Source organism: Variovorax sp. YR752 (genome assembly GCF_943372545.1).
Genome location: NZ_CALRZC010000245.1, coordinates 1 through 11,935 on the forward strand (window position 1 = coordinate 1; position 11,935 = coordinate 11,935).

General features: G+C 72.3%; 13 protein-coding genes. 5 read left to right on the forward strand and 8 right to left on the reverse strand.

Annotated features, from left to right (window positions below):
* Positions 1-218: 218 nt before the first annotated feature.
* Genes AAG801_RS35005 through phnG form a run of 7 tightly spaced genes read right to left on the reverse strand, consistent with a single transcriptional unit; the run spans position 219 to position 5,917 of the window.
* A complete protein-coding gene (locus tag AAG801_RS35005; protein WP_341892555.1) occupies positions 219-1,361 on the reverse strand; it encodes an alpha-D-ribose 1-methylphosphonate 5-triphosphate diphosphatase in 1,143 nt (380 codons plus the stop codon).
* Positions 1,362-1,397: 36 nt separating this feature from the next.
* Complete coding sequence (gene phnL, locus AAG801_RS35010; RefSeq protein ID WP_341892556.1) at positions 1,398-2,135, reverse strand: phosphonate C-P lyase system protein PhnL; 738 nt, start codon at positions 2,133-2,135, stop codon at positions 1,398-1,400.
* Positions 2,132-2,923, reverse strand: coding sequence for a phosphonate C-P lyase system protein PhnK (phnK, locus tag AAG801_RS35015; protein WP_341892557.1), 792 nt, complete (start codon positions 2,921-2,923; stop codon positions 2,132-2,134). The genes phnL and phnK overlap by 4 nt, the downstream gene beginning before the upstream one ends.
* Positions 2,920-3,750 carry an alpha-D-ribose 1-methylphosphonate 5-phosphate C-P-lyase PhnJ gene (locus AAG801_RS35020; RefSeq protein WP_341892558.1) on the reverse strand — a complete coding sequence of 277 codons (831 nt, stop codon included), beginning with the start codon at positions 3,748-3,750 and terminating at the stop codon, positions 2,920-2,922. Before AAG801_RS35020 ends, phnK begins: the two co-directional genes overlap by 4 nt.
* The gene (locus AAG801_RS35025) at positions 3,747-4,826 is read right to left on the reverse strand and encodes a carbon-phosphorus lyase complex subunit PhnI (protein WP_341892559.1); all 1,080 of its coding nucleotides are present in this window, start codon (positions 4,824-4,826) and stop codon (positions 3,747-3,749) included. Before AAG801_RS35025 ends, AAG801_RS35020 begins: the two co-directional genes overlap by 4 nt.
* 3 nt (positions 4,827-4,829) lie before the next feature.
* Positions 4,830-5,447 carry a phosphonate C-P lyase system protein PhnH gene (phnH, locus tag AAG801_RS35030; protein WP_341892560.1) on the reverse strand — a complete coding sequence of 206 codons (618 nt, stop codon included), beginning with the start codon at positions 5,445-5,447 and terminating at the stop codon, positions 4,830-4,832.
* Positions 5,444-5,917: a phosphonate C-P lyase system protein PhnG gene (gene phnG / locus AAG801_RS35035; protein WP_341892561.1), complete on the reverse strand. Its 474-nt coding sequence runs from the start codon at positions 5,915-5,917 to the stop codon at positions 5,444-5,446. Before phnG ends, phnH begins: the two co-directional genes overlap by 4 nt.
* A 67-nt stretch (positions 5,918-5,984) precedes the next feature.
* Between phnG and phnF the strand changes: the two genes are divergently transcribed.
* The 3 genes from phnF to AAG801_RS35050 are packed head-to-tail and all read left to right on the forward strand — an operon-like array spanning position 5,985 to position 8,031.
* Positions 5,985-6,740 carry a phosphonate metabolism transcriptional regulator PhnF gene (gene phnF / locus AAG801_RS35040; protein WP_341892562.1) on the forward strand — a complete coding sequence of 252 codons (756 nt, stop codon included), beginning with the start codon at positions 5,985-5,987 and terminating at the stop codon, positions 6,738-6,740.
* Complete coding sequence (locus AAG801_RS35045; protein ID WP_341892563.1) at positions 6,737-7,432, forward strand: DUF1045 domain-containing protein; 696 nt, start codon at positions 6,737-6,739, stop codon at positions 7,430-7,432. Before phnF ends, AAG801_RS35045 begins: the two co-directional genes overlap by 4 nt.
* Complete coding sequence (locus tag AAG801_RS35050; protein WP_341892564.1) at positions 7,429-8,031, forward strand: phosphonate metabolism protein/1,5-bisphosphokinase (PRPP-forming) PhnN; 603 nt, start codon at positions 7,429-7,431, stop codon at positions 8,029-8,031. Before AAG801_RS35045 ends, AAG801_RS35050 begins: the two co-directional genes overlap by 4 nt.
* Here the strand turns inward: AAG801_RS35050 and AAG801_RS35055 are convergent.
* A complete protein-coding gene (locus AAG801_RS35055; protein ID WP_341892565.1) occupies positions 8,000-8,425 on the reverse strand; it encodes a hypothetical protein in 426 nt (141 codons plus the stop codon). The two genes, AAG801_RS35050 and AAG801_RS35055, sit on opposite strands and share 32 nt — an antisense overlap.
* Positions 8,426-8,523: 98 nt before the next feature.
* Here AAG801_RS35055 and AAG801_RS35060 point away from each other — a divergent pair, with 98 nt between their 5' ends.
* Positions 8,524-10,416: a pyruvate kinase gene (locus AAG801_RS35060; protein ID WP_341892566.1), complete on the forward strand. Its 1,893-nt coding sequence runs from the start codon at positions 8,524-8,526 to the stop codon at positions 10,414-10,416.
* Positions 10,400-11,632, forward strand: a complete 1,233-nt coding sequence (lplT, locus tag AAG801_RS35065) for a lysophospholipid transporter LplT (protein WP_341892567.1) — start codon at positions 10,400-10,402, stop codon at positions 11,630-11,632. Before AAG801_RS35060 ends, lplT begins: the two co-directional genes overlap by 17 nt.
* Positions 11,633-11,935: the final 303 nt, after the last annotated feature.

Sequence of the window (11,935 nt, forward strand, 5' to 3'; positions counted from 1 at the left end):
GAACGCAGCGACCGCAGGTCGCGAAGTGAGTTCTGCGGCACGACCCCGGTGCGAGCATCGCAGTGGAGTCGGCGCGCAGCGCCGACCGCCGCCGAATGAGCCACCAGCGGGCAGCGCCTGCCGCGATGCTCTAAGGAGGCACGAAAGCAGAGGTCCGCAGACTTCAGCAAAGGGCCGTGACGCGACGGCCGCTTCGATCGGTGGAAGCCTATGTCGCTTCAGGCCACCCGCTCGCCTCCGACGAACACCTCGCGCACGGCCGGGTGCGCATCGACTTCCTTCACCCGCAGCAGGTCGCCACGCAGGCCGATCGCGATCTCGCCGCGGTCGAACAGGCCCGAGGCCTGCGCAGGGCCGCGGCTGACCACCTGCATGGCCTCCGGCATCGAGAAGCCGGCATCGCGGTGCAGGCACCAGGCGGCCTGCAGCAGGCTGCCCGGCGCGTAGTCGGACGACAGGCCGTCGAGCACGCCCTCGCGCGCCAGCGTGATCGCCGCGACGTTGCCCGAGTGCGAACCGCCGCGCACCACGTTCGGCGCACCGGCGATGGTCTTCAGGCCGTGTGCGTGGGCATGCCGCGCCGCTTCCAGCGTGGTCGGGAATTCGCTCATCGAAGCGCCGAGCTCGCGCGCCTCGTCGACATGGGCCAGCGTGGTGTCGTCGTGCGTGGCCAGCGCCACACCGTGGCGGCGCGCGAAGTCGGCGAACCAGTCGCGGTGCGGCTGTGCGTACTGCGCCTGGCGCTGCGGCGCGATGCGCACCTCCTCGTCGAACTGCGCATCGCTCCAGCCCTTCTTGCCGGTGTAGTAGGTGCGCGCCTGCTCGACGTCGGTCCACTGCCGCTGGCCAGGCGTGTGGTCCATCAGCGAGATTAGCCGCAGTCGCGGGTGGCCGGCAAAGGGCTCGAACAGGTTCAGCGCATTCGCCGCCGGCAATTCGCAGCGCACGTGGATCAGGTGCTGGCTGCGCAGCAGGCCGGCCGCCTCGAGCTGGTCGAGCACGCCGAGCAGCGCGCTCTGGTCGCGGGCCCGGAAGCCGTCGCCGTACGGGTCGCCGACGCCGATCGCGTCGAGCACCGTGGTGATGCCGGCCGCAGCGATCTCGGCGTCGTGGGCCTGCAGGGCCGGGCGCATCGGGAAGCTCACCTTGGGCCGCGGCATCACGTGGCGCTCGAGGTTGTCGGTGTGCACCTCGACCAGCCCGGGCAGCAGCCAGTCGCCGGCCAGGTCGTGCGCGCCGGCCAGGCTGCTGGCGCCGGGGTCGATCGCGGCGATACGCCCGTCGATCACCTGCACCGTGGCACGCGGCAGCACCTCGTGGCCGAGCACGACGCGGGCGTTGCTGAAGATGCGTTCGGTCATGGCGTGTCCCGGTCTGGCAGTCAGGTGGTCAGGCAGTCAGGCGCAGAAGTCGATGCGGCGATCGGCCACCGCATCGCGCACTTCCTCGTCGTGGAAGATGCCGACAACGGCACTGCCGCGTGCCTTGGCCTCGCGGATCAGTTCGATCACCACGCGGCGGTTGGCGGCGTCCAGCGAGGCGGTGGGTTCGTCCAGCAGCAGCAGCCGCGCCGGCAGAATGAGGCCGCGCGCGATGTTCACGCGCTGCTGCTCGCCGCCGGAGAAGGTGGCCGGCGGCAGGCCCCACAGCCCGGCGGGCAGGTTGAGCCGCGCGAGCAGGGTTCGGGCCTGCTCGCGTGCCGCCTCGAGCGCGGCGCGGTACGGCGTGTCGTCCAGCGGATCGGCGTCTGCCTCGGGGTCGGCCGACTTGGCATCGAGCAGGCGCTCGGCCACCAGGTCCAGCGCCGGCTGGCGCGGCAGCGCCCACAGGAACTGGCTGACATAGGCGATCTCGCGCCGGCGCAGCGCCAGCACCTCGCGCGGCGCGGCGCGGGCCAGGTCGATGCGCTCGCCATCCTCTCGCTGCAGCCACAGCGCACCGGCATCGACGGCATAGCTGCCGTACAGGCACTTCATCAGCGTCGACTTGCCGCGCCCCGACGGGCCGACCAGGGCGACGCACTCGCCGGCGTTCACGCGCAAGCTGACGCCGTCGAGCACCGGCAGCTGCAGGCCGTCGCGCAGGTGCAGCGTGAAGCGCTTTCGCGCGCCCTCCACCTCGAGCACGGGCTTCATGCGGACACCACCGAGGCCACCAGCAGCTGCGTGTAGGGGTGCTGCGGATCGTCGAACACCCGATCGGTCAGCCCCTGCTCGACGATGCGGCCGTGGCGCATCACCAGCGTGCGGTGGGCCAGCAGGCGCGCCACGCCGAGGTCGTGCGTGACGACCAGCGCCGACAGGTGCAGCCGCCCGACCAGCAGGCGGATCAGGTCGAGCAGGCGGGCCTGCACCGAGACGTCCAGCCCCGAGGTCGGCTCGTCCATCAGCACCAGGCGCGGCCGCGTCACCAGGTTGCGGGCGATCTGCAGGCGCTGGCGCATTCCGCCGGAGAACTCGCGCGGCGAGTCGTCGAGCCGTGCGCCATCGAGCTCGACGCGCGCAAGCCAGCGTGTCGCGGTGTCGCGCAGCACGGCGTAGCGGCGCTCGCCCTGCCCCATCAGCCGCTCGCCGACGTTGGCGCCGGCGCTGACGTTCATGCGCAGGCCCTCGTGCGCGTGCTGCTCGACGAAGCCCCACTCGGTGCGCGCCAGCTCGCGGCGCTCGCGCTCGCCGCAGCCATGCACATCGATCTCGCGGCCGTCGCGGCGGCGGTAGAGCACCTGGCCTTCGGCCGGCGCCAGGCGGCCGGCGATGCAGTTCAGCAGCGTCGACTTGCCCGAGCCCGATTCGCCGACGATCGCCAGCACCTCGCCGGGGAAGAGTTCGAGCGAGGCCTCGCGCACCGCCCAGTGGCCGTCGCGCGCGCCGTCGAAGCGGTGGCCGAGCTGCTGCACGCGCAGCAGCGGCTGCGTGGTGCTCATGACAGCCCCTCCTGCTGCTCGCGGCAGTGGTCGCTGTCCGAACAGGTCCATTGCGTGCTGCCGTCGTCCATCACGATCTCGTCGAGGTAGCTGGTGCTGCAGCCGCACAGCGCGCAGGCATGGCCCTGCGGTTCGATGCGGAACGGGTGGTCGGCGAAGTCCAGGCTCTTCACCTCGGTGTAGGGCGGAACCGCATACAGACGCTTCTCGCGGCCGGCGCCGAACAGTTGCAGCGCCGGCATGCGGTGCATCTTCGGGTTGTCGAAGCTCGGGATCGGCGAGGGCGACATCACGTAGCGGCGATTGACGAGCACCGGGTAGTCGTAAGTCGTGTCGATGCGACCCCACTGCGCGATGTCCTCGTACAGCTTCACGTTCATCAGCCCGTACTCGGCGAAGGCGTGCAGCTTCAGCGTCTCGCGCCGGCGCGCCTCGAGCTTGTACAGCGGCTCGGGCTGCGGCACCTGGTAGACGAGGATCTGCGCCTCGCTCAGCGGCCGTTCGGGGATGCGGTGGCGCGTCTGGATGATGGTCGCCTCGGCGGTGCGCTCGGTGGTGCGGCCACCGGTGGTGCGCGCGAAGAAGCGGCGGATGTTGACCGCGTTGGTGGTGTCGTCCGAGCCCTGGTCGATGACCTTGAGCACGTCGGCCTGGCCGATCACCGCGGCCGTCACCTGGATGCCGCCGGTGCCCCAGCCATAGGCCAGCGGCATCTCGCGCGAACCGAAGGGCACCTGGTGGCCGGGAATCGCCACGGCCTTCAGCAGCGCGCGGCGGATCATGCGCTTGGTGCCCTCGTCCAGATAGGCGAAGTTGTAGCCATTCATGCCTGGCGCTCCTCGCGAAGTGCACGCACCAGCAGCAGTTCGGACTCGAAGGTCACGTAGTGCGGCAGCTTGAGGTGCTGCACGAAGCCCGAGGCCTCGACGTTGTCGCCATGGCTGAGCACGAACTCGCTGTCCTGCGCCGGGCTGGTGAGCTGCTCGTCGAACTCGTCGGCGCGCATCACGCGGTCGACCAGCGACATCGCCATCGCCTTGCGCTCGCCGTGGCCCAACACCAGGCCCTGGCCGCGCGTGAACTGCGGCGGCTGCGTGGCGCTGCCGGCGAAGTGGTTGACCATCTGGCAGTCGGTCAGCTCGATCTCGCCGATCTCGATCGGAAAGCCGAGTTCGTCGGGCACGATCTCCAGCGGCACGGCGCCGAAGCGGATCTCGCCGGCAAAGGGGTGGGTGTAGGCATAGCCGCGCTGCGTCGAGTAGCCCATGCCGAGCACCCAGCCTTCGTCGGCACGCGCCAGCATCTGCAGGCGCGCCGCGCGCGGCAGCGGGTGCGCTGGCGGGTCGCGGGTGATGTCCGGCGGTTCGGGGTCGCCCTCGCTCGGCACACACGGCTCGATCAGGCCCTGCGCCGCCAGCTCGTCGATCGGGCTGGCCAGCGGCTCGCCCGCCGTGGGCGCAGACGCTGCGGCGGCCACGCCCTCGGGCAGGCCCGCGCGGCCGGCCAGTTCGAAGTCGAGCAGGCGCTGCGTGTAGTCGAAGCTCGGGCCGAGCAACTGGCCGCCGGGCACGTCCTTGAAGATCGCCGAGACACGCCGGCGCACGCGCATGCGCGCGGTGTCGACCGGCTCGCTGAAGCCCCAGCGTGGCAGCGTGGTGCGGTAGGCGCGCAGCAGGAACACGGCCTCGGTGCTGTCGCCGCGCGCCTGCTTGAGGGCCAGCGCGGCCAGGTCGGGGTCGTACAGCGAGGCCTCGGCCATCACGCGGTCGACCAGCAGGCGAAGCTGCTCGCGCAGCTGCGCGGCCTCGAGCTCGGGCACGGCGGGGTCACCACGACGGGCCTGGGCGAGCAGCTCGAGCGAAGCGGCGATCGCCTGCTCGCCGCCCTTCACGGCGATGTACATGCTTCAGCCCTCCAGCCGCAGGTGGGTGCTGCGCGGCAGCGCGGCGATGCGGTCGCCGCAGCTGAGGATCAGATCGATGCCGCGCGGGAACGAGGCCTCGAGCTCGGTGCGCGCCTGCCAGAACGCGGCGTCGAGCCCGCCGACGTGCAGGGTCTGCGTGCTCGCGATCCCCGGGCCGCGCAGCACCAGCCGCATGCCGGCATCCAGCGACGGCACCTCGACGATCAGCGTCGCGCCGTCCTGCGGCACGTCATCGCTGCCGAGTGACAGCGCCGACCACAACGCGGCCTCGGCATGTGCCGCATCGGTGACGGCGAAGGCGGCGCGGGCCGGCCCGCCGGCGATGCGCACGCCGGTGTGGAAGCGCACATGCTCCAGCGCGTCGGCATCGCACAGCGCCGGATGGAGCCAGACGCTGGTCTCGGCGTCGAGCAGGCTGAGCAGCAGCGCCGTCGTGGCGCGGCCGAGGCCGGCGTCGTCGAGGCCGTCGAGCGCGTCCTGCGGCAGCGTCTGCACGCGGCCGGGGCGGGCCATGGCCTCGAGCAGCTGGCGGAACACCCGTTGCGCGTCATGCACCGGTTGCGACAGGCCGCGGCCGATGTCGGCGAGGGCGGTGTTCATGCCACCTCCGGCTGCAGCGCGAAGAAGCGCACGCGGCTGGCTTCAGTGCGCGCGCGCTCTTCGCGCTCGCTGCGCTGGCGCGCGGCCCGCAGCGGCTCGATCACCTCGCGCAGCAGCAGCGCACGCAACTCCGGGCGCTGCAGCAGCGCGTCGAGTTGTGCGATGCGTTCGGCGCGCGCCTCGTCGAGGCCGAGCACGTGGCCGACGCCGGCGACCACGCTGCCGTCGGCCGCACGATGGCGCACGGCGCAGCGCGACACCGTCGCCTCGCCGACGTTGAAGCGGTCACCGCGGTTGCCGATGCGTGCGCGCACCATCAGCAGCCCGTGCTCCGGCGCACGCAGTGTCTCGAAGCGATAGTCGGCCAGCACCGGCGCCGCCAGCCGGCCCAGATCGGCGGGTTGCGCCATCGCCAGGACACGCAGCCAGCCGGCACGCTCGGCGTTCGACACAGGAGTGGGATCGGTCATGCGGATGTCATCTAGACGACTCACGATGTCGGCCAGTATCCGCAGCAGCCGTGACAGTTTATTGACCATGTTCGACGAACCGACGATCGCATCGCGCCGAGCCGACGAGGCCGTCGCCGCATCACCGCGCTGGGCGCTCATCGCCTCGGAGTTGCGCGCCGACATTGCCGCCGGCCGCTTCGCGCCCGGCGCGCAGCTGCCCAACGAATCGGTGCTGGCCGGACGCTTCGGCGTGCACCGCCACACGCTGCGCCAGGCCGTGCGGCAACTGGTGCACGAGGGCCACCTGCGCGTGGTCCAGGGTCGCGGCACCTTCGTGCGCGAGCTGGTGCTGGACTACGCGCTGAAGCGGCGCACACGCCTGACGGAGAACCTCGCGGACGCCGGCGAGCGCGCCCAGCGCGAACTGCTGGCCCACAGCTGCATCGTGGCCGGCGAGTGGGCCGAGGCCCTGCGCTTGCCCCCGCGGGCCATGGTCGACGTGCTGCACACGCGCGTGGCCGCGCGCGGCCGGCCGATCGGGCTGAGCACCTGCGCCTACCCGTCGGCGCGCCTGTCGGGCATGGCTGCGGCCTTCCAGCAGACCGGCTCGATCACGGCGGCGCTGCGCCAGCTCGGCGTGGCCGACTACCAGCGCTCGCGCAGCACCGTGTCGTGCCGGCTGCCCACCGCCGCCGAAGCCGATGCGCTGGCGCGCGCCGCCACCGAACCGGTGCTGGTGGTGCAGTTCGTCAGCGTCGACAGCGCAGGCGTTCCGGTGGAGGCCGGGCGCACGCTGTTCGCCGCCGATGCGGTGCAGCTCAGCGTCGCGCACGAGGCATGAGCGCGCCGGGCCTGCCGCGCGATGCGATCTACTTCGCGCCCGATCCGCGGCATCCGCTGTGGCATGCGGGCTGCGCCTGGCTGGGGCGCGACGCCCGCAGCGCGGCGCCGTCGCCACCAGCGCGGCCGGGGGTGCAGCATCCCTGGCGCTACGGCTGGCACGCGACCCTGAAGGCGCCGATGCGACTGGCACCCGGAACCAGCGAGGCCGACTGGCTCGACGACGTGGCCCGCCTCGCCGCGAGCCACCCGGCCTTCACCATGCCGGCGCTGCAGGTCGGCTGGCTGACCGACTTCCTCGCGCTGCAACCGCGCGACGCACTGCCGCCCGATCACCCGCTGCGACGGCTGGCCGACGATTGCGTGCTGCGGCTCGATCGCTGGCGCGCCGCGCCGGACGAGGCCGAGCGCGAGCGCCAGCGGCGCAGCGCAAGGACCGCGAGGCAAGCCGGGCAGGTCGAGCGGCTCGGCTACGCACACGTGCTCGACGACTGGCGCTTCCACATGACGCTCAGCGACAGCCTGGCCGGCCTCGACGAAACGACGGCCGGGCAGCTCCACCGGCAGGCCGTCGACCACTTCGCCGAGGCGCTGGCCGAACCGCTGCAGTGCGATGCGCTGTGCGTGTTCGTCGAGCCGTCCCCAGGCGCGCCGTTCGAGCTGCGCCATCGTCTTGCGCTGGGCGCGCGATGAGCGGGATAGTCGCCTGCTCGCATCGCCTGCTGATCGTTGTCGGCCCGTCCGGCGCCGGCAAGGACAGCCTGATCTCGGCCTGGCTCGGGTCGCTGCCCGCCGCGATCCGCCCGCAGCGCGCACGGCGCACGATCACCCGGCCGGCGGATGCCCACGAAGACCATGAGTGGATCGACGCGGCCGCATTCGCCCGCGATCGTGACGCGGGGGCGTTCGCCTTCTGGTGGACGGCGCACGGCCTGGCCTACGGCATCCGGCAGCGCGAGCTGGCGCCCCTGGCCAGCGGCCGCTGGGTGGTGATGAACGGCTCGCGCGAGCACCTCGCCACCTTGCGAGAGGCGGCGCCGCATGCGCGCGTGGTGACCGTCGACGCACCGGCCGAACTTCGCCGGCAGCGCCTGCGCTCGCGTGGCCGCGAGGACGCGCCGGCGCAGGGCGCCCGCCTGCAGCGCGCCGCGCCGGCCGTCGATGCCGACCTGCACATCGACAACTGCGGCACCCTGGCCGACGCCGTCGCCCAGCTGCACGCCTGGTGGCAGCCGCTGGCCGCCGGCGCTGGCGAGCGACTCAGTCGCCCTTCTTCGGCCGCCCCGGCGTGAGCGGCGCCAGGGCGTTCAGCGCGCCCTGCAGCGCGGCGTCGTTGAGGCCGGCCAGGGCCTGCAGGCCGGCACGCAGCAGCTCGCTCTTCTTGGTCGGGCGCTTGAAGCCGAGCGCGCGGTCCTTCAGCGCGGCGATCAGGGCGAAATCGGACTGCGGCATCGTGAAGCTGTCGCGCACCAGCTTGGCCTTGGGCGGCTTGGCCGGCTTGGCGGCCGGTGCCGCGGGCTTCGGCGCGGGCTTTGCCGCGGGATTGGCGGCGAGCTTCGGAGCCGGCTTCGCGGCAACCTTGGCGGCGGGCTTGGCGGCGGGTTTCGTGGCGGCCTTGGCAGCCGGCTTCGGTGCCGCCTTCGCAGTGGACTTCACGGCAGGCTTTGCGGCAACTTTGCTGACCATCGTCGGATTCCTTCCATTGGTGTAAATGATTTATATAGTTTATATCAAAGCGACCGTGCGTCACACGCCTGCCACATGCGCGACCGAGACTCGCGCGCATGAACATGCTGATGGAACCGGCGCTGCAGGCCGCGCCGGCGCTCGCCTGGGATGCCAGGCACTGTGCCGCGCTGATCGACGAACTGCTGGCCCTGCGCAGCGCGATGCTGGCCCACGAACGCACGCTGGCCGCCTGGATCGGGCAGGCCGGGCCGGAGCGCCAGGCGAGCGCGCGCAACCTCGCCCACTACCTGGCACTGCGCGCCACCGACGTGCGCGATCTGCAGGAGCGCCTGGCGCGCCTGGGCCTGTCGTCGCTGGGGCGTGGCGAGAGCCACGTGCTGGCCAACCTCGACAAGGTGCTCGGCCTGCTGCATGTGCTGACCGGCCGCCCCTGGGAGGCGCAGGCCGACGCGGAACCGGCCGGCTTCGGCAGCGGCCCCGAGCGCCTGGCGCAGCATGCGACGGCGCTGTTCGGCCCGCAGCCGGCCGAGCGCCGTGTGCGCATCATGGTCACGCTGCCGGGCAGTGCCGCGCAGGACGCCGCGCTGGTCGGCGCGCTGGTCCATGCCGGCATGGACGTGGCCCGCATCAACTGCGCACACGACGACGCGCCCACCTGGACGGCGCTGGCCTCGCACGTGCGCCGCGCCGCGGCGGCCAGCGGGCGGCAGGTCAAGGTGCTGATGGACCTGGCCGGGCCGAAGATCCGCACCGGGCCGATCGCCGCCGGGCCCGCCGTGCTGAAGATCAAGCCAGGCCGTGACGACTACGGGCAGGTGAGCACGCCGGCACTGGTCGGCCTGCGCGCGGCCGGCAGCACGGAGCCGATCTTCGGTGCCACGTCGACGATCGAGGTCGAGCCGGGCTGGCTGGCGCAACTGCGCCCCGGCGACCGCATCGAGTTCGTCGATGCCCGTGCCGCCACACGGCGCATGACGGTGATCGACGAGCGCCCCGGCGGCGTGCTGCTCGAGTGCCGCCAGACCGCCTACCTGACGCCGGAGACCTGGCTGCGCCTGCGCGAGCGCGACGTGCGCCAGCCGGACACGCCGGTGCACGGCCTGCCCGCGGCCACCGGGCGCATCCGCCTGTTCCGCGGCGACACGCTGCGCCTGACGCCCGACGGCCTCGGCCAGGCAGCCAGCCACGGCGAGCCCGATCGTCGCGTCTCGCCGGCCACGGTGTCGTGTTCGCTGCCCGAGGTGCTGGAGCAGGTTCGCAAGGGCGAGCGGATCTGGTTCGACGACGGCCGCATCGGCGGCGTGATCCGGCGCGTCGCCGCGCGCGGTGTCGACGTCGAGATCACCGAGGTGGCCGACGAGGGCCAGGACCTCGCCGCCGACAAGGGCATCAACCTCCCCGACAGCACGCTGGAGCTGCCCGCGCTGACGCCGAAGGACCTGGCCGACCTGGACGTGGTGGCGCGCCATGCCGACATCGTCGGGCTGTCGTTCGCGCAGACCGCGCAGGACGTCCAGGCCCTGCGCCGCGAGCTCGACGCACGCGGCGGCGAGGCGCTCGGCCTGCTGCTGAAGATCGAGACGCGGCACGGCTTCGAGCACCTGCCGGAGCTGCTCTTCGCGGCGCTCGGTGCCAACGCCGCCGGCGTGATGATCGCGCGCGGCGATCTGGCGGTGGAATGCGGCTTCGAGCGCATGGCCGAGGTGCAGGAGGAGATCCTGTGGGCCTGCGAGGCCGCGCACCTGCCGGTGGTGTGGGCGACGCAGGTGCTGGAGTCGCTGGCCAAGAGGGGCCTGCCCTCGCGTGCCGAGATCACCGATGCAGCGATGGGTGAACGCGCCGAGTGCGTGATGCTCAACAAGGGGCCGCACATCCTCGCCGCGGTGCGCACGCTCGACGACGTGCTGCGCCGCATGCAGGGGCACCAGGCGAAGAAGCGCCCGCTGCTGCGTGCCCTCAAGTCCTGGAACCTTGCCGAACATCGCTGACGCGGCGGCTGCGCCAGGAGCCGCCGAGCGCATGCCGGCCGGCTTCCACCGGCTGATCGCCGCGCAGTTCTTCTCCGCGCTGGCCGACAACGCGCTGCTCATCGTCACGATGGCGCTGCTGCAGCAGCGCGGCCTGCCGGCCTGGTGGGCGCCACTTCTGAAGTTCGGCTTCACGCTGTCCTACGTGGTCCTCGCGCCGGTGGTCGGCCCGCTGGCCGACGCCTTCCCCAAGGCGCGGCTGATGGCCTGGATGAACGGCGTCAAGGTGCTGGGTGTGCTGGCGCTGCTGGGCGGGGCCAACCCGATCGCCGCCTTCGTGATCGTCGGCTTCGGTGCCGCCGCGTATGCGCCGGCCAAGTACGGCCTGGTCACCGAACTGGTGGCGTCGCGCCAGCTCGTCGCGGCCAATGGCTGGCTGGAGGTGACGGTGGTCTGCGCCGTGCTGCTCGGCACGGTGTTCGGCGGCGTGCTGGTCAGCCCGGCGCTGGCGCCGCTGTGGCAGCACCGGCTGGACGCCCTGCACCTGCTGCTGGCGGTCTATGCGCTGGCGGCGCTGCTCAACCTCGGCATCCCGGACAGCGGCGCTCGCTACGAGGCGCGCTCCATCCATCCGCTGGCGCTGCTGCGCGATTTCCGCGAGGCCAACGCGACGCTGTGGCGCGATGCGCTGGGCGGCCTGTCGCTGGCCGCCACCACGCTGTTCTGGGGTGCCGGCGCGACGCTGCAGTTCATCGTGCTGCGCTGGGCGCAGGAGCATCTCGGCCTGCCGCTGCACCAGGCCAGCTACCTGCAGGCGGCGGTGGCAGTCGGCGTGGTGGCCGGCGCGGCGGCGGCCGGGCGCTTCGTCGCGCTGGGCGACGCACGCCGCATGCTGGGCTTCGGCGTCGCGCTGGGCCTGATGTTGCCGCTGGTGGCGAGCGTTCGCAGCCTGTGGCTGGCGGTGCCGATGCTGGTGATCGCCGGCGCCGTCGGCGGGCTGATGGTGGTGCCGCTGAACGCGCTGCTGCAGCATCGTGGCTGCGTGCTGCTGACCGCTGGCCGCTCGATCGCCGTGCAGGGCTTCAACGAGAACGCCAGCATCCTGGCGATGCTGGCGCTCTACGCCGCGCTGGTCGCCATCGACCTGCCGATCGTGCCGCTGATGTGCGGCTTCGGCCTGGCCATCGCGCTGGCGATCGGCGTGCTGATGCGCCGGGCGCGGTGTGCGCGGAGTTGATTCGCTCGGAGTTGCGTTCAGAGGCCAAAGAACGGACTTTGTCGGCAGCAGCCGTCTCCGGCCCTGAGTGGAAGTTCGACGTCTGCTGAGCGGGTTGAGGTCGGCGCGGCAAAGGCGCGTGCGGACAGGCTTACGCGCTTCGCTTCGGCGGTCGCCCCTGCGGGCCGACTCCCTTGCGCTGCTCGTTCTTGCAGCAGGCCGCCCAACTCGCTGCGCTCACTTCGTTCGCTTCGCTCAAACAGACGGCGGCAAGTCAGTCTACGAAGCGCGCTGCCGCGCGCCTGCCGCAAGCCCTGCGCTGCT